Genomic DNA, 15,841 nt, shown 5'->3' on the forward strand with positions numbered 1-15,841 from the left:
GAGCCCGCCACAGTCCGCTGCTGCTGCTCGGCGGGCCCGGCTGGCGCTCGGCGGGTGCGCCGCAGGCGGCCCTGCGGCCGGCCGGCCTGCGCGCCGCGGTCAGCCTCGCCGCCACGGCGCGTGACGTGCTCCTCGCTCCGCCCGCGAACGCGCGGGCGGAGCGAGGAGCACGGTGACGGTGGCGCGGATGCCGGATCAGGTGGTGCCGACGCTGTTGCTGTAGCCGGTCATGTAGGAGGTGCCGAAGCCGTTCTGGACGGGATCCCCGCTGTCGTTGATGCAGTGCAGGATCCCCCCGCCGCCCGCCCCGTTCAGACAGACCGTCATCAGGTCGGTGAAGACGACGCCGGGGGTGTCGGGCACCTCGTACGCGCGGTCGGTGTAGATGTTCGCGTTGAGGTCGAAGAAGCAGTAGCTGCCCAGCCCCCACGCCTTGTGGTCGGTGACCGTGTCGGCGACCTTGTAGGCGGCGTAGCCCAGGGTTCCGCCGTGCGTCCAGGCCGACTGCGTCGGCACGTCGTAGGGGTGCTCGTTCTGGAAGAAGTAGGTGCGGCCGTGGTCGCCCTTCCAGAGCACCTCGTACTTCTGGTAGTGCTCCACCGCCAGGGCGTAGGCGGTGACCCGGTCGCCGTTCACCTCGATGCCGGTGTCGGCGGGGTTGACCGTCCAGCCGACCGAGCCGTCGTTGCCGTGGTCGGCGCGCCACAGCCACAGGTTGTCGCAGACGACGTCGTTGCTGTCGATCCGGACGCTGACGCCCGCGCCGCCCGGAACGGCCCCACCGATCCGGGCGTAGACGTCGAACAAAGCGGTGGGATCGGCGGAGTGGCGCACCCGGCTGCGCCCGTCGCCGACCTGCAGCAGCACCGGCGAATGCGGCGATGCGGCCTCCAGCAGCACCCCGGCGACGGTGACGCCGCCCACGTCGGCGACCTCGACCAGCGCGTTGCCGTGCGTCGCCTGCAGCGTGGCGAGCCCGAGGCCGAGGACAACGGTGCCCGGGCGGCGCACCTCGATCGGGGCGGACAGCGGGTACACGCCCGGGGTGAGCAGCAGGTGACGTCCCTGGGCCAGGGCCCGGTTGATCGTCGCGGCGCTCTCTCCGGGACGGGCGACGTGGAAGCGGGAGAGCGGGATGCCGTGCCCGGCCGCCCGTCCGGAGGTCCAGGTCGGTCCGGCCGAGTCGCCCCGCAGCGCGGGCACGAAGACCTGGTACGACCCGTCCGGTCCGGCGGTCAGGAACGGCTTCTCGCGTACGGTCGGGGTCTTCTCGACCACGGTCCAGGCGGGGTTCGGGAAGTGCTGGGCCGGAGCGCCCTCGGTGCCGACGAAGACCATGTTCCAGTTGGACCCGGTCCAGCTGCCGAAACGGTCGTTGCGGGAGAGCCACTGCTGCTGCGAACCGGAGTCCACCTGGCCGTCCACCACGCTGTCGGCCAGGAAGCCGCCGCTGGACCAGCGGTTGCCGGGCGGGCTGGGCCACAGCGTCATGTCGCCCTTGACGTGCGTGCGGCGCATCGGGCCCGCCTGGGCGACGGCCCAGCGCTCCAGGCCGTCCGGCGGCACGATGCACAGGTTCTCGGCGGCCCGCCAGAAGTTCTGGGTGCCGTTGCCGCCCAACCACTGGGCGTCGACCGTGACATGGCCGTTGATGACGACGTCGTCGGGCGAGTCGCCGAGCCCGAGGACGTGGGTGTAGAAGCCGACGTTGATGTCGACGTCGTAGGTCCCGGGCAGGAACGCCAGCGCGTACCGCTCGGCGCCGAACTGGTTGGACTGCTGGGTCTGGAAGACGGCGTCGACCTGGGCCTGGATCGCCGCGTTCCCCATCGAGGGGTCGAAGAGCAGCACGTTGGGGCCGAGATCGGTTGTGCCCGGGCGACCGGCGGCCGGGCGCGGGGCGGCGTCGGCGAGGGCCGAGGGCGTGGGCAGCGCCCCCGCCAGCGGAAGCGCGGCGGCCAGGGCGATCGAACGACGCAGGACGGTACGGCGGTTCGGGGCGACGGGCATTGCTCTCCCAGGAGTGGACGGGTGGAGGTCAGAGAGCGCTCTCTGCCGGGAGTGAAGCACTGTCACTGATGGTGCGTCAATGGAGTGGAGGCAATCGCGGACCGGTGCCTCCGTTGCGTTCAAGTCATGAACCCGGAACGGCGCTGCGGAAGCGACGCGCAGAAGGTGCAGAATCGAAGGCATGGACGCCCTCCGGTACGGAGCCGAGCGGCTCCGCCGCGACGTCGGAACCGCGATCTTCGCGCGGGTCGCCGGCCCCGACGGCGAAGAGGTCCGCAGCCGGATCCACGACACCCCCGGCCCCCGCTGGTTCGCCCCGGACCGGCCGATCCGCACCGTCCACGCGGACGCGTCCATGTTCGTCGGCGGACTGAGCGCCCTGCTGTTGCAGACCCTCCACCCGCTGGCGATGGCGGCCGTCGACCAGCACTCCGCCTACCGGCACAGCCCGTGGGGCCGACTCCAGCGCACCAGCGTCTTCCTCGCCACCACCACCTACGGGACCGCGCCCGACGCACAGGCAGCGGTGGACCGGGTCCGGTCCGTGCACGCGGAGGTCCACGGCGCCGCCCCCGACGGCCGCCGCTACGACGCGACGGATCCACACCTGCTGGAGTGGGTCCACCTGGCCGAGATCCGCTGCTTCCTCGCCGCCTACCGTCGGTACGGCGCGGAGCCGCTGACACCGCGGCAGGAGGACGGGTACGTCGCCGACACGGCACGGGTGGCGCGCGCCCTCGGCGTCCTCACGCCGCCGACCGACGTGGCCGGGCTGGAACGGCGCTTCGCGGAGTTCCACGCCGAGCTGTCGGCGACGCCGGCCGCCCGCGAGGCCGCCCGGTACCTGGTCCTCGACCCGCCCCTGCCGCTCGTCGCCAGGCCCGCCTACCTCGGTCTCTCGCTCGCCGCGGTGGACCTGCTGCCCTGGTGGGCGCGGATCGCGCTCGGCCTCCCGCTGCCGATGCCGGTGCGGGCCTCGGCACCGGTCGCCGGCCACCTCCTGGTCCGGGGCATCCGCTGGGCGACGCGCCCGCAGCAGCCGCCGGAAAGGCCGGAAAGGTCGGAGACGCCGGAGGCATAGGGCCTGCCTGCCGACCCGCGTCGGCCGGGAGGGCATGCGGCTCCGCCGCGCGGGCCCAGGCCGGCTGACGCGGTCAGAGGCAAGGCGGAGCGTGGCCCTCGTACCGGGTGTCATCGGGCGTGCGCCGAAGCGCGGCAGATCGCCGTGTCGGGCGAGCCCGGCCCAGCGAGGGTCCGCAGAGGTCGTGGGCCGGGCCCCGCGGCACAGGGGGGTAGGCGCGGGGCCCGGACCGGAGGGGAGGCGGTCGTGCGCCGGGGGACGTTCGCCCGGCCGCTTCCCTCGCGTCGGCGGCGGGTCGTCCCTGCCGCGCCGACAGGCAGCGCCTGCCCCTTCCGCGGCCGGGCAAACGGGCCCCGGCGGTACGTGTGCGCCGCGGAGTCGGGGGCAGGCGCACCCTCGCGGCGCGCCGTCAGGCCCGGCCGCACTCCTGGCGGAAGAGGGAAGAGGAGGATTCCCGTGACGACCACCGTCTCGGCGCTTCGTCAGCACACCGGCTACGAACCGGCCATGGACCTGTCCGGCTTCGAGGTGCGGGCGTCCGACGGACGCCTCGGCAGGATCGCCGAACGTCCCGTCGCCGACGCCGAGGTCCACGGCGGAACGGAGCCCGTGCTGGTTCCCGTCGGCGCCATCGTGTCGATCGACCTGACCGACCGCGTGGTCCACCTGGACTGCACCAAAGCGGAGGTCCGCAGTGTCCGGTGGGGCGTGCGCAGCGGCGCTCGCTACGTCCTGCGGGAGGCGTGAGCCGATGGGGCGCAAGCCGGAACTTCCTGGACCGATGACGTGGGCCTGGGCGTGGCAGGACCGCGCGGCCTGCGTCGAGTGCGACACCGGGCTGTTCTTCCATCCGGCGGGAGAGCGCGGCAGGGACTTCGCCGACCGGGAACAGGCGGCGAAGCAGGTTTGCGCCGCCTGCCCGGTGCTGCGTCAGTGCCGCGAGTACGCGCTGGCCACCCGCGAGCCCTACGGCGTGTGGGGCGGAATGACCGAGGACGAGCGTGGCACCGTGCTACGGCGCCGCCGGCACGCGGTCCGCGCCGCCACCGCGCTCAACGGCGTGGCGGCCGCGGGATGAAGCCGCTGGTGTGGGCCCGGTAGGCCGCGTAGCCGGGACGGTCGGCCATGTGCCGTTCCAGCAGGGCCTTGCCGCTGCCCGCGGTCAGCAGGAACGTCATCACGAGCGGGGAGACCACCGTCGCCGCGGCGACGGGCAGGCCGGTGCAGGCGAGCAGCCAGAGGCCCCACCAGACGAGGAAGTCGCCGAAGTAGTTGGGGTGCCGGGTCCACGCCCACAGGCCCCGGTCCATGACCCGGCCCCGGTTGGCCGGGTCGGCCTTGAACACGTGCAACTGCCGGTCGCCGACGGCCTCGAAGGCGAGGCCGACCGCCCAGAGGAGCGCTCCGACGACGGCGAGCGGGCCGACCGCCTGCGGCGCGTAGCACGCGGCCTGCACCGGGAGGGACACCAGCCACACCAGTGAGGCCTGCAGCAGGTACACCATCCGCAGTGCGTACCGGGCCCGCCGGGCACGGCCCGGCCCGGCCTTGGCCAACATCCGTTCGTAGCGCGGGTCCTCGCCGTGGCCGCGCCCGCGCCATGCGATGTGGACCGAGAGCCGCAGGCCCCACACCACCGTCAGCGCGGTGACGAGCGTGCGGCGTCCGGCGTCTCCGTGGCCCTCGGAGGCCGCCAGTGCGCAGGAGGTCACCGCGACGGCCGCGAAGGCGAGCCCCCAGGCGCTGTCGACGATCCGGTGCACACCCTTGACCAGGGCGAGCGCGAACGTCACCAGCATCACGACCAGCGCGGCCCCCGCGGCCGCACCCAGGCCGACCGCGAACGCCGCCCACGGGAACCCGCTCACCGCGCCGCCCCCGCCGCCGTCCTCGATGACGGCGAGGTGAGGGCCCGGTCCTCGACGCGGTTCATGCCTGGACCTCCCGGGTGAGCAGGATCTGCCGGACGTCGAGGTAGCCGGCGCGGAACCCGGCCTCGGAGTAGGCGAGGTAGAGCGTCCACATGCGCCGGAACGCCTCGTCGAAGCCCAGCTCGGCCACCTGCGCGGCGTGCGCCGCGAACCGCTCGCGCCACAGCCGCAGGGTCTCCGCGTAGTGCGCCCCGAAGCCGTCGCTGCGGCTCACGCGCAGGCTCGTGCGGGTGCGGGTGACCTCGTCGACGGCCTCGTTGGAGGGCAGCATGCCGCCGGGGAAGATGTACTTGTGGATCCAGGTGTAGGTGCGCCGGGTCGCCAGCAGCCGGTCGTGCGGCATGGTGATCGCCTGCAGGGCGACCCTGCCGCCCGGCGCCAGCATCGCGTCGAGGGTGCGGAAGTAGGCGGGCCAGAACTCGACGCCCACGGCCTCGACCATCTCCACGCTGACCACGGCGTCGAAGCGCCCGTCGCGTACCGGGTCCAGCCGCCGGTAGTCCTGCAGCCGGATCTCGACCGCGTCCGCGAACCCCGCCGCGCGGACCCGGTCACGGGCGAGTTCGAGCTGCTCCGTCGAGAGCGTCAGCGACAGCACCGTGGCACCGCGCCGGGCCGCGCGGACGCACAGCTCGCCCCAGCCGGTGCCGATCTCCAGCACCCGGCTGCCGGGGCCGACCCCGGCCATGTCCAGCAACCGGTCGATCTTGGCGTGCTGTGCCTGCTCCAACTGCTCCCAGCGGGCGGGCAGGCGCGGGAAGACGGCGCTGGAGTAGGTGAGCGAGTCGTCGAGGAAGAGCCGGAACAGCTCGTTGGACAGGTCGTAGTGGGCGCGGATGTTCTCCCGTGAGGCGGCCTCGCCGTTGGCTCCGTCCGGCTGACGCCGCTCCCACAGCCGCCGCAGCCGTTGCAGGGCGGGCGGGACGAGCGTGGTGAGCTGCTCGGCCATCACGGTCAGCGCGCCGGGCAGGTCCGGGGCGTCCCACTCGCCGGCCTGGTAGGACTCGCCGAAGCCGATCAGGCCGTCCGCGGCGAGGCGTGCGACGAACGCCTCCGGGTCGTGCACCCGGAGCAACGGCCCGCCGCGGCCGATGACCTGGTCGCCCATCAGCACACGCAGCGGCAGCCGCTTCAGGGCGCGGGTGACGACCGCGCGGGCGACGGCGGTGCGCAGCGGTGAAACGACGGGGACCTGGACGACGTCGGCCCAGCGCCGCGGGTCGATCCGGTCCCGCAGGAGCGGCGTCGGCGGGGTCTGCTGCAGGGTCACTTCATACCTTCCTGGGGCTGATGGCAGGTGCGTGGCACGACCGGCAGACCGCGCAGGTAGAGGCGGATGCCGTGGAAGCGGATGGCGAGGGCGGCCACGAGCGGGGCGAGCGGATGCCGCAGGGCCGCGGCGGCCAGCGCCCGGGAGGTGCCGGGCCGGGGCGTCCCCTTCACGGTGGCCGTGAACGCCCGCGCGCCGTCGAGGTCGAGCTGCACGGTGAGGTCGAGCCGGTCGCCGGGCACGGGCAGACGCATCCGGTAGCGACCGGCGACAGGGAAGAAGGGGGAGACGTAGAAGGCCTTGTCGGCGGTCGCGCCCGCGGCGGCGTCCGGGCCCAGCAGGTACGCGTGGCGGCCGCCGTAGGTGTTGTGCACCTCGGCCACCACGCATGCGAGCGAGCCGTCGGCGTCGTGGCACCAGTACACGGTCAGCGGATTGAAGACGTAGCCGAGGACCCGGGCCTGGGTGAGCATCAGCACCGGGCCGTCCGGGACGGCCGCGTCCTGCCGGATGAGGAAACGGTCCAGCGCGGCGCGGATCGTCGGGCCCCGGCCGTCGAAGTGGTCGCGGGCCGAGAACCCGGCCAGCGGCCGCAGCGGGCGCGCGACGCGGGGGAGCCGGTCGACGTCGACGAACCAGTAGTAGGTGCGGTGGTCCAGCCGGTAGCGCCGGCCCGCGGTGCGGACGTGGCGGACGCGGCTTTCGTAGAGCGTCGCCGGGGACGGAACTGCCGGGCAGGACGCCGGGAGCGTGCCCGTGGGGGAGTGCGCGGTGCTCACCACGCCACCCCCAGCGCGGCGGCCGCCGCGACGCCGGAGCGGCAGCCGTCCTCGTGGAAGCCCCACCCGCGCCAGGCGCCCGCGAACGCGCAGACCGGCGAGTCGAGCTCGCCCGAGCGGGCCTGCGCCGCGACGGACTCGCGGGTGTAGACGGGGTGCTCGTACTCCATACGGTCCAGCACCGAGGCCGGGTCCACCAGCGCGCCGCCGTTGAGCGTCACCAGGTACCGGTCCGGGGTGTCCAGCCGCTGGAGGCGGTTCATGTCGTAGGAGACCTGGACGGCGCCGGCCTCCGCGTCGCAGGCCGGGAGCAGCAGGTTCCACGACGCCCGGGCGGCGCGAGCGCGCGGCAGCACGGAGGAGTCCCCGTGCAGCAGGGCGGGGTTGCGCGAGTAGCGGGACGCACCCAGCAACTCCCGCTCGGTGTGGGTGGGTTCGGCCAGCACAGCCAGCGCGTGGTGCGGGTGCAGGGCCAGGACGACGCCCCGGAACGCCCTGACCCCTCCGGCCGCGTCGCCGATCTCGACGCCGCCGGCGCCGCGCACGACCCGCGTCACCGGCGTGCCGGTGCGAACCCGGTGCAACTGCTTGGCGATCCGCCGCACGTACTCCTGCGAACCGCCGGTGACGGTGCGCCAGGTCGGCGAGCCCGTGACCGCCAGCATGCCGTGGTGGTCCAGGAAGCGGAACAGGTAGCGGGCGGGGTAGGCGAGGGCGACCTCGCCGGGGCAAGACCACACGGCGGAGACCAGGGGAGTGAGGAAATGGGCGGTGAAGTACGCCGAGAACCCGTGCTCGCGCGCGAACTCGCCGACCGTCGGCCCCACGTCGTCCGCCGTCGGCGGTGGCTCCGCCAGCAGACGGCGGGCCCGCCGGTGGAACAGCGGGACCTCCGCCAGCATCCGCAGGTAGCGCGGGTCGGCGGCGCGGCGGGGCTGCGCGAACAGCCCGCGCGACCCCTTCGCACCCGCGTACTCCAGACCGCAGCCGTCGCACCGCACCGACATGCTCATCTCCGACTCCTGGGTGGCCACCCCCAGCTCGGCGAAGAGCCGCAGCAGGTTCGGATACGTGCGGCGGTTGTGCACGATGAACCCCGTGTCGACGTACTGGGGCACGCCGCGCGCGTCGACGAGCTCGTGGGTGTGCGCGTGCCCGCCGAGCCGGTCGTCGGCCTCGTAGAGCGTGACGTCGAACCGCCGTTGCAGCACGTGGGCGGCCGTCAGTCCGGCCACCCCGCTGCCCACCACCGCGACCTGCTCCCGCACCACCACGGACCTCCGCGCTTCGTCGACTGCTCCGGCATGGGGGATTCGGAGCCGCCGCGGCCCCGGATGGGTGGTCGGTGAAGATTTCCGTCTCCGGGACCCGTCCGTGCGCCGCGCGGCTGCGAAGAAGGAGCAAGAGGATGGACGCGGGCCCGGTCGACGGGCTCCGCCGAAGGCAAGGGGATGTGGGAGCGCCGTGGACGGACCGCACAGCAGGAGGGGCGAAGGCTCCGAGCCGACGTTCCTCGGCACGCCGCCGGTGCCGGGGCAACGGCCGGACGAGCTGCTGCTCCAGGTGGCGAGGGGCGACCAGGACGCGTTCGCCGCGCTGTACGAGCACATCGCCGGGCCGGTGCTGGGCATCGTGCGCAGCGTGCTGCGCGACCCGGCGCAGTCGGAGGAGGTCGCCCAGGAGGTGCTGGTCGAGGTGTGGCGCACCGCCGCCCGGTTCCGGCCGGAGAAGGGTGGCGCGCTCGCGTGGGTGCTGACGATCGCGCACCGGCGTGCCGTCGACCGGGTCCGCAGCGCGCAGGCCGCCACCGACCGCGAGCACAAGGCGGCGCTGCTGGAGCAGACCCCCGCCTACGACGAGGTGAGCGAGGCGGTCGACCACCGGCTGGAGCGCGAGCACGTGCGGCGCTGCCTGCAGGCGCTCACCCGGACTCAGCGCGAGTCGGTGGTGCTGGCCTACTACCGCGGCCTGACCTACCGGGAGGTCGCGGAGCTGCTGGCGGTGCCGCTGGGCACCGTCAAGGCACGGATGCGGGACGGTCTGATCCGGATGCGGGACTGCCTGGGGGTGACGGCATGACCGGCGCGGACCTGCACATGCTCGCCGGGGCCTACGCGCTCGGCGCGCTCGCCGAGGACGAGCGCGCGGCGTTCGAGGAGCACCTGGCCGACTGCGAGGCGTGCGCGGTGGAGGTGGCCGAGTTCCAGGCCACCGGCGCCCGCCTGGCCCAGGCCGTCGCACAGAACCCGCCTCCGGCGATGAAGCAGCAGGTGCTGGGGCGGATCGCCGTGGTCCGGCAGGAGCCGCCGCACGTCGAGATGCCCGCTCCGCGGCCGCCCTCGGCCCCCGCGCGGGCCCGGCGCGGGGCCCGGTTCGCGCTCGCGGCGAGCCTGGCCGCCGCCGTGGCCCTGGGCGGCGTCGCCGCCTGGCAGTACACCCGCGCGCAGGACGCCCACCAGCAGGCCCAGCAGGCACAGGCGGAGACGGCGCAGATCGCGGCGGTGCTGTCCGCCCCCGACGCGCACGCCGTCGTCGGCTCGGTCGGCGGCGCGGGCCAGGGCAGTCACGCGACCGTCGTCACCTCGCGCAGCGAGAACAAGGCCGTGTTCCTCACCCCCGGCCTGCCCGAGCTCTCCTCGGGGAAGACCTACCAGCTCTGGTTCGACGATGCGGGCGTCATGCGTCCCGCCGGCCTGGTGGCCCCGGGCGCGACCGACCAGACCGTCCTGCTCAAGGGCCCCATCGCCCAGGCCCAGGGCATGGGCATCACGGTCGAACCGGCGGGCGGCTCGCTGCACCCCACCACCGCGCCGATCGCGTTGATGCCGTTCCCGGCCACCTGAGGAGCCCTGGCGCGTGGGCCGTGGAAACGCCGCGACGCCCCGGGTGGACCGGGGCGTCGCGGATGCGCGGCCAGGCGTGCTCAGTGCCAGTCGCTGATCCTGACGTCGCGCGGCGCGGGGTCGCCCGCGCCGGTCTCCAGCAGCTTCTTCAGGCTCAGCAGGAAGGTCGCCCACTTGGTGCTGCAGTGGTACATGAACTCCACCGGCTCCCGCCAACCCTCGTGCCGGAAACGGACAATGGTGAAGCCGTCGGCCTCCGAGAGGTCGAAACGGACCCGGGTGCCGATCCACTCCTCCGGGCCGTCGACGACCTCCCAGAGCACGAACTCCTTGGGGCGGGCGTCCAGGACCTTCATGTCGAAGCCGCCGGGCTCGAAACGGAACCGCAGCACGCCGCCGACGTCGCCGTCGCCGTCCGTGTCCTCGGTCCACCAGCCGGCCAGGCCGTCGACCGTGGTCAGGGCCGCGTAGACCTGCTCCGGGGACGTGGTGACCCCGATCCTGTGCAGGATGTCCACCATGACGATGCCTCCTTGCGTGTGATGTGTTGCGTGTGATGCGTGAGGTGAGGGGGTTTCAGGTCTCGGGCCGGGAGTCCCGGCTCAGCTGGATCGCCTCGGCGATCCGCTTGATGCGGCGCAGGCGGGCGTCCCACGCCGCGCCCACGGAGGACAACTGCGCGACCGCACGGGCGAACTGGGCCTCGTCCACGGCGTATATCCGCTCCCGCCCGGAGGGGGTGGCGTGCACCAGCCCGGCCCGGTCGAGGACGCCGAGGTGCTTGGCGACCGCCTGCCGGGTGACGGGCAGGCGCTCGCTCAAGGTGGTCGCCGTCCCGCCGCCGTCGGTCAACAGCAGGTCGAGCATCCGGCGGCGGATGGGGTCGCCCACCGCGGACCAGAGCTCGTCGTCGACGATGACGCTCACGGTGCCTGCACCAGCCCGGAGGCGTACGGCGCGAGCCGGGGGAGGTAGTGGTCCCAGCCGGTGACGTGGTCGCGGTACTGCTCCTCCAGGACGGCCGCCTCCCAGCCCTGCTCCCGGAAGCCCGTCTCGGTCAGGCGGAGCAGTGTGCCCGCGCCCGAGGGGACCAGATCGAAGGTGATCAGGAGCGAGTTGCCCGGCGTCGCCGTCTCGTCCGGCTCGTGCATCCAGCGGAAGGAGAACCGCCGGGGCGGATCGGCCTCGACGACCGTCAGCGCCACGACGTGCGCGTCCGGCGACGCCCCGTCGCCGAAGCGGAAGGTCCCGGTGCCGCCGGGCGCGGACTCGAACTCGGCCTCGTCCGGCCACCAGCCGCGCAGGTGTTCGGGCGTGCTCACGACCTCGTAGACCACCTCCGGGGTGGCGTCGACGTGGATCTCCCGCTCGATGCTGCCGAACTCCATGGCGCCGCTCCTCGCATTCGCAACCTTTGGTTGCTTGTCACTCTAGATCGGTCCGCTCGTATGCGCAACCAAAGGTTGCCTGTTGCTGGATGCGCTGAGGCGGCGAAGCGTCCGCTATAAAGGAATATGTCCGTATATTCAGGCCTCGGTGCCGCATCATTTCGTGGACGAAATCCTGAACGGGACCAACTTCGGTGCCCGCGCCGGAAGGTGACGCGACGGAAGCAGGCCGTCACCCAACAGGTGCCGCAGGGGTGGGTGACAGGGTCGCGTCGGGCGGGGCAGACTGGGCGTCGCGCCCGGTCCGGAACCCCGCATCGCAGTTCGTCGGGACCGTCGGGGCGCCGATGCGTGTCGCAGTCACAGGGGGAGTCCGTATGTCCCGCACCATCTCGAGTCTGGTCGGTGAGCCGCTGTCGCGGCTCAACGCCGAGGTCACCTCCGCCGGGGCGGCCCTGGCCCCGACCGGCGACCCCTGCGCGGTCCGCGCCGTCGCGGACCGGGCCGTGGGAGCGGCGGCCGCCGTGGCCGTTCTCGACAACGCGGAGCTGCTCTGCGAGCCGGCCCACGACCGGCGCTCCCTGCTGCGCGCCCAGGAAGCCCTCCATGCGGCGCGCACCACCGCGCTCTCCCTCGCCGCCCCGACCGGAAGCGTCGAGGGCATCGACGCGATCCTCCGCGCGATCACCGGCGCCCTGAACACCACCACCCGCGCCTCGTCCTGAGGCTCGCCCTCCTGCGCCCCGTGGTTCTGCGCCACCTCGTCCCACGCCTCGTCGATCAGGGCTGATTCCCCCCGATCGGTGGGGCGTGGACCCTCCGGTCGGGGTATGCACCGCGTGTATACCCCGTATGTATAGTCGTCGCATGACGATCGGCCACACCCTGCTGGGCCTGCTGGAATCCGGCCCGAGACACGGTTACGACCTCAAGCGCGCCTTCGACGAGCGCTTCGGCCAAGACCGCCCGCTGCACTACGGCCAGGTCTACGCGACCATGGCGCGGCTGCTGAAGAACGGCCTGGTCGAGGTCGAGGGCATCGAGGCCGGCGAGGGTCCGGACCGCAAGCGCTACGCGATCACCGACGCCGGGGTCACCGACGTCGAGCAGTGGCTCGCCCAGCCCGAGAAGCCCGAGCCCTACCTGCAGAGCGCCCTGTACACCAAGGTCGTGGTCGCCCTGCTCACCGGGCGCAGCGCGCAGGACATCCTGGACACCCAGCGCTCCGAGCACCTGCGCCTGATGCGCGAACTCACCCGGCGCAAGTCCGGCGGAGACCTGTCCGACCAGCTGATCTGCGACCACGCCCTGTTCCACCTCGAAGCCGACATGCGCTGGCTGGAGCTGACCGCCGCGCGGCTCGACCAGCTCGCCGAGGAGCTCGCCCGATGACCCCGATGACCCCCACCGCCCACTCCGCGCGCCCCGGCCGCTCCGAGGCGCCGCTGCTGGCGGCGACCGGCCTGCACAAGTCCTACGGCGCCACCCCGGCGCTGGCCGGAGCCGACTTCCAGATCCACGGCGGCGAGATCGTCGCCGTGATGGGCCCGTCCGGCTCCGGCAAGTCCACGCTGCTGCACTGCCTCGCCGGGATCGTCAGCCCCGACGGGGGCACGGTCCACTACCAGGGCCGGGAGCTGAGCGCGCTGAGCGACGCCCGGCGCAGCGCGCTGCGGCGCTCCGACTTCGGTTTCGTCTTCCAGTTCGGCCAGCTGGTCCCCGAGCTCACCTGTCTGGAGAACGTCGCGCTGCCGCTGCGGCTGGCCGGGACGCGACGCCGGGACGCCGAGCAGCGTGCGGCCGAGTGGCTGGAGCGCCTGGAGGTCGCCGACGTCGCCGGCAAGCGGCCCGGAGAGGTCTCCGGTGGCCAGGGCCAGCGCGTCGCGATCGCCCGCGCGCTCGCGCCCCGCCCCCGCGTGGTCTTCGCCGACGAGCCGACCGGAGCGCTGGACTCGCTCAACGGCGAGCGTGCCATGCAACTGCTGACCGCCGCCGCCCGGGACACCGGCGCCGCGGTGGTGCTGGTCACCCACGAGGTGCGGGTGGCCGCCTACTCCGACCGCGAGGTCGTCGTCCGCGACGGGCGCGCCACCACCCCGGCGGCCGCGCTGTGACCGCCGCGGGGGGAACGCTCGACCACGACGTCACGACCGCCCCGGGCGGCGGCCCGGCGGACGGCGTCCCAGGGGCCGGCGACCGGCTCCGAGGCTGGGCGCGCGACCTGGCGCTGGGCGCCCGCTTCGCGCTCACCGGGCGCGAGGCGATCGTGCGCACGCTGCTCAGCGCACTCGGCGTCGGGCTGGGCGTGGCGATGCTGCTGCTGGGCACCACCGTCCCTGGCCTGGTCGCCGACCGCTCGCAACGCGGCGCCGCACGCGACCTGACCTACTACGGCTCGGCCCTGAGCCCCGGCCCGGACACCCTGCTCGTCGGCGAGGGCGACACCTCCTGGCACGGCGAGGACGTCTACGGCAGGCTGCTCAAGCCCGAGGGCCCCGCCGTCAAGGTCGTCGCCGGCCTCACGGCCTACCCGGCCCCCGGCACCATGTACGTCTCACCCGCCCTGCAGCGGGTCCTCGCCTCACCGCAGGGCTACCTGCTGCGCGACCGGCTCCCCTACCGGATCGTGGGCACCATCTCCGACGCCGGCCTGCTCGGCCCCTCCGAGCTCGCCTACTACGCCGGGGACGGCTCGCTCCGCCTGGACGGCGGCAACAGCAGCGGCGACCTCTACCGGACCAACAGCATCGGCGGCCACTACGTCGACCGCGGCATGGACCCGGTACTCCTGCTGCTGTCCGTCGTCGCCTTCGTGGTGCTGCTCCTGCCGATCGCGGTGTTCGTCGCCACGGCCGCCCGCTTCGGCGGCGAGCGCCGCGACCGGCGCCTGGCGGCGCTGCGGCTGATCGGCGCGGACATCTCCGGAACCCACCGCACCGCGGCCGGTGAGTCGCTGGTCGGCGGTGCCCTCGGCGTGCTCGCCGGGTTCCTCTTCTTCCAGGTAGGCCGGGCCGTCATCGGCGGCATCGAGATCGCCGGGCTCAGCGTCTTCTCACACGACGTGACCCCCGGGCCCGGCATGGCGGCGCTCATCGCCCTCGCCGTGCCGGTGTGCTCGGTGGTGGTGACGGCGATGGCCCTGCGCGGGGTCGCGATCGAGCCCCTCGGAGTGGTCCGCCGCTCGGCGCCCGTCCGCCGCCGCCTGTGGTGGCGGCTGGTCCCGCCGGTGCTCGGCGTCGTCATGCTCGTCCCGGCCCTCCAGGGCGGTGAGGGCTCGTCGAACTCGCTGCTGCTCCCGACCGGGATGATCCTGCTGCTGGTCGGCGTGTCCTCGTTGCTCCCGTGGCTGATCGAGCAGGTGGTGGCCCGGATGGGAGCCGGGCCGGTCCCGATCCAGCTGGGCAGCCGCAGGCTGCAGCTGTCCGGGGGCACCGCGGCCCGCGCCGTCTCCGGGGTCACCGTGGCCGTCGCGGGAGCGATCGCCATCCAGACGCTCTTCGCCGGCGTCACCGGGGTCTACACCAAGAACACCGGCCTGGATCCGCAACGGGTGCAGGCCCAGCTGGCCCACGCCGTCTCCGGATCCGGCGAGCTCGACGAGCTCACCGACCGGCTCCGGGCCGCCGACGGCGTGCTCGGCGTGACCGCCCGGGCGACCAGCACCGCGGCGATCCCGGGCGCCCCCGGCAGCTCGCCGTCGAACTGGAACCAGGCCCAGGTCGACGTCGGGGACTGCGCCTCACTGGAATCGGTCGCCCGGATCAGCGGCTGCCGTCCGGGCAGCGTCTACACCGTCGGCGTCCGGGCGGGAACCACCCTGGACCTGGCCGACCCGGAGGGGGACGGCCCGCGGCCCAAGCCACGGCTGTGGAAGGTGCCCGCCGGTGCCGGGCCGGCGGTTCTGATCGGCAACGGGGGCGGCACCATCTCGGACGACCCGCTCGTCCTGGCCACCCCGCAGGCGCTGCCCGTGGACCGGATCAACCAGCCGTACGCCCAACTCCAGCTGCGTCTGGCCGCGAACGACCCGGACGCGGTCGAGCGGGCCCGCAACGCGGCGGTGTCGGTGGACCCCACGATGGACGTGACCACCATCGAATCGAGTGTCACGCTCCACTCCTTCGACGCGCTGCGCCGAGGCGTGATCGTCGGTGCGACGGCGACCATGGTGCTGATCGGCCTCAGCCTTGCCATCGGCACCATCGAGCAACTGCGCGAGCGGCGACGGCTGCTGGCCGTGCTGGTCGCCTTCGGCACCCGGCGCTCCACGCTGGCCCTGTCCGTCCTGTGGCAGACCGCGCTGCCGATGCTGCTCGGTCTCGGCCTCGCCCTCGGCTTCGGCGTCGGCCTGGGCGCGATCCTGCTGCGGATCACCCGCTCGCCCGCCGGCTTCGACTGGACGTCGGTGGCCGAACTGGTCGGCGCGGGCACGGCCGTGGCCCTGCTCGCGACCCTGGTCAGCATGCCGGCGCTGTGGCGCCTGATGCGGCCGGAGGGCCTGCGTACCGAGTAGCCCATGGCGGTCGGCATGCGGCGCGC

At 73.7% G+C, this 15,841-nt stretch carries 17 protein-coding genes; 9 read left to right on the forward strand and 8 right to left on the reverse strand.

Annotated elements, in window-relative coordinates; genetic code table 11:
• Positions 1–195 precede the first annotated feature (195 nt).
• Positions 196–2,010, reverse strand: a complete 1,815-nt coding sequence (locus tag TR49_RS04285) for a pectate lyase-like domain-containing protein (RefSeq protein WP_084724553.1) — start codon at positions 2,008–2,010, stop codon at positions 196–198.
• Positions 2,011–2,191: 181 nt separating this feature from the next.
• Between TR49_RS04285 and TR49_RS04290 the strand changes: the two genes are divergently transcribed.
• The 3 genes from TR49_RS04290 (at position 2,192) to TR49_RS04300 (ending at position 4,169) form a co-directional block, all read left to right on the forward strand.
• Complete coding sequence (locus TR49_RS04290; RefSeq protein ID WP_042377299.1) at positions 2,192–3,091, forward strand: oxygenase MpaB family protein; 900 nt, start codon at positions 2,192–2,194, stop codon at positions 3,089–3,091.
• A gap of 456 nt (positions 3,092–3,547) precedes the next feature.
• Positions 3,548–3,838 carry a hypothetical protein gene (locus TR49_RS04295; protein WP_042377301.1) on the forward strand — a complete coding sequence of 97 codons (291 nt, stop codon included), beginning with the start codon at positions 3,548–3,550 and terminating at the stop codon, positions 3,836–3,838.
• Positions 3,839–3,872: 34 nt separating this feature from the next.
• Positions 3,873–4,169: a WhiB family transcriptional regulator gene (locus TR49_RS04300; protein WP_236653217.1), complete on the forward strand. Its 297-nt coding sequence runs from the start codon at positions 3,873–3,875 to the stop codon at positions 4,167–4,169.
• Here TR49_RS04300 and TR49_RS04305 read toward each other — a convergent pair.
• The 4 genes from TR49_RS04305 to TR49_RS04320 all read right to left on the reverse strand — a co-directional run bounded on the left by TR49_RS04305 (position 4,144) and on the right by TR49_RS04320 (position 8,342).
• A complete protein-coding gene (locus TR49_RS04305; protein WP_042377305.1) occupies positions 4,144–4,959 on the reverse strand; it encodes a DUF1295 domain-containing protein in 816 nt (271 codons plus the stop codon). The genes TR49_RS04300 and TR49_RS04305 overlap by 26 nt on opposite strands.
• Positions 4,960–5,020: 61 nt before the next feature.
• Complete coding sequence (locus TR49_RS04310) at positions 5,021–6,292, reverse strand: SAM-dependent methyltransferase (RefSeq protein WP_042377307.1); 1,272 nt, start codon at positions 6,290–6,292, stop codon at positions 5,021–5,023.
• Positions 6,289–6,951, reverse strand: coding sequence for a DUF1365 domain-containing protein (locus TR49_RS42405; protein WP_042377754.1), 663 nt, complete (start codon positions 6,949–6,951; stop codon positions 6,289–6,291). Before TR49_RS42405 ends, TR49_RS04310 begins: the two co-directional genes overlap by 4 nt.
• Before the next feature lie 116 nt (positions 6,952–7,067).
• The gene (locus TR49_RS04320; RefSeq protein ID WP_236653218.1) at positions 7,068–8,342 is read right to left on the reverse strand and encodes an NAD(P)/FAD-dependent oxidoreductase; all 1,275 of its coding nucleotides are present in this window, start codon (positions 8,340–8,342) and stop codon (positions 7,068–7,070) included.
• A 256-nt stretch (positions 8,343–8,598) separates the two neighbouring features.
• On the opposite strand from TR49_RS04320, the gene TR49_RS04325 reads away from it, so the two are divergent.
• Positions 8,599–9,150: a sigma-70 family RNA polymerase sigma factor gene (locus TR49_RS04325; protein ID WP_042377756.1), complete on the forward strand. Its 552-nt coding sequence runs from the start codon at positions 8,599–8,601 to the stop codon at positions 9,148–9,150.
• The gene (locus TR49_RS04330) at positions 9,147–9,914 is read left to right on the forward strand and encodes an anti-sigma factor (protein ID WP_042377311.1); all 768 of its coding nucleotides are present in this window, start codon (positions 9,147–9,149) and stop codon (positions 9,912–9,914) included. Before TR49_RS04325 ends, TR49_RS04330 begins: the two co-directional genes overlap by 4 nt.
• Positions 9,915–9,994: 80 nt before the next feature.
• Here TR49_RS04330 and TR49_RS04335 read toward each other — a convergent pair whose 3' ends face one another.
• Genes TR49_RS04335 through TR49_RS04345 form a run of 3 tightly spaced genes read right to left on the reverse strand, consistent with a single transcriptional unit; the run spans position 9,995 to position 11,302 of the window.
• Positions 9,995–10,435 carry an SRPBCC family protein gene (locus tag TR49_RS04335; protein ID WP_084724555.1) on the reverse strand — a complete coding sequence of 147 codons (441 nt, stop codon included), beginning with the start codon at positions 10,433–10,435 and terminating at the stop codon, positions 9,995–9,997.
• Between the two features lie 55 nt (positions 10,436–10,490).
• The gene (locus TR49_RS04340; RefSeq protein WP_042377312.1) at positions 10,491–10,841 is read right to left on the reverse strand and encodes an ArsR/SmtB family transcription factor; all 351 of its coding nucleotides are present in this window, start codon (positions 10,839–10,841) and stop codon (positions 10,491–10,493) included.
• On the reverse strand, positions 10,838–11,302 hold the full coding sequence (locus TR49_RS04345) for an SRPBCC family protein (protein ID WP_042377314.1): 465 nt from the start codon (positions 11,300–11,302) through the stop codon (positions 10,838–10,840). The genes TR49_RS04340 and TR49_RS04345 overlap by 4 nt, the downstream gene beginning before the upstream one ends.
• Positions 11,303–11,679: 377 nt before the next feature.
• Here TR49_RS04345 and TR49_RS04350 point away from each other — a divergent pair, with 377 nt between their 5' ends.
• From TR49_RS04350 to TR49_RS04365, 4 genes are all read left to right on the forward strand, one after another.
• On the forward strand, positions 11,680–12,027 hold the full coding sequence (locus tag TR49_RS04350; RefSeq protein ID WP_042377316.1) for a hypothetical protein: 348 nt from the start codon (positions 11,680–11,682) through the stop codon (positions 12,025–12,027).
• Positions 12,028–12,169: 142 nt separating this feature from the next.
• Positions 12,170–12,694 carry a PadR family transcriptional regulator gene (locus tag TR49_RS04355; RefSeq protein WP_042377318.1) on the forward strand — a complete coding sequence of 175 codons (525 nt, stop codon included), beginning with the start codon at positions 12,170–12,172 and terminating at the stop codon, positions 12,692–12,694.
• 5 nt (positions 12,695–12,699) lie between these two features.
• Positions 12,700–13,416 carry an ABC transporter ATP-binding protein gene (locus TR49_RS04360; protein WP_042377762.1) on the forward strand — a complete coding sequence of 239 codons (717 nt, stop codon included), beginning with the start codon at positions 12,700–12,702 and terminating at the stop codon, positions 13,414–13,416.
• Positions 13,413–15,815 (forward strand): FtsX-like permease family protein, encoded by a 2,403-nt coding sequence (locus tag TR49_RS04365; RefSeq protein WP_052434007.1) that lies wholly within the window; start codon positions 13,413–13,415, stop codon positions 15,813–15,815. Before TR49_RS04360 ends, TR49_RS04365 begins: the two co-directional genes overlap by 4 nt.
• The last annotated feature ends 26 nt before the right edge of the window (positions 15,816–15,841 follow it).

This window comes from Streptacidiphilus melanogenes, assembly GCF_000787835.1.
Classification (GTDB): domain Bacteria; phylum Actinomycetota; class Actinomycetes; order Streptomycetales; family Streptomycetaceae; genus Streptacidiphilus; species Streptacidiphilus melanogenes.

Excerpts from the sequence above, each read along its gene's own strand:
- TR49_RS04285 (WP_084724553.1), bottom strand. The coding sequence starts at position 2,010 with ATGCCCGTCGCCCCGAACCGCCGTACCGTCCTGCGTCGTTCGATCGCC.
- TR49_RS04290 (WP_042377299.1), top strand. The coding sequence starts at position 2,192 with ATGGACGCCCTCCGGTACGGAGCCGAGCGGCTCCGCCGCGACGTCGGA.
- TR49_RS04300 (WP_236653217.1), top strand. The coding sequence starts at position 3,873 with ATGACGTGGGCCTGGGCGTGGCAGGACCGCGCGGCCTGCGTCGAGTGC.
- TR49_RS04330 (WP_042377311.1), top strand. The coding sequence starts at position 9,147 with ATGACCGGCGCGGACCTGCACATGCTCGCCGGGGCCTACGCGCTCGGC.
- TR49_RS04335 (WP_084724555.1), bottom strand. The coding sequence starts at position 10,435 with ATGGTGGACATCCTGCACAGGATCGGGGTCACCACGTCCCCGGAGCAG.
- TR49_RS04345 (WP_042377314.1), bottom strand. The coding sequence starts at position 11,302 with ATGGAGTTCGGCAGCATCGAGCGGGAGATCCACGTCGACGCCACCCCG.
- TR49_RS04350 (WP_042377316.1), top strand. The coding sequence starts at position 11,680 with ATGTCCCGCACCATCTCGAGTCTGGTCGGTGAGCCGCTGTCGCGGCTC.
- TR49_RS04355 (WP_042377318.1), top strand. The coding sequence starts at position 12,170 with ATGACGATCGGCCACACCCTGCTGGGCCTGCTGGAATCCGGCCCGAGA.
- TR49_RS04360 (WP_042377762.1), top strand. The coding sequence starts at position 12,700 with ATGACCCCCACCGCCCACTCCGCGCGCCCCGGCCGCTCCGAGGCGCCG.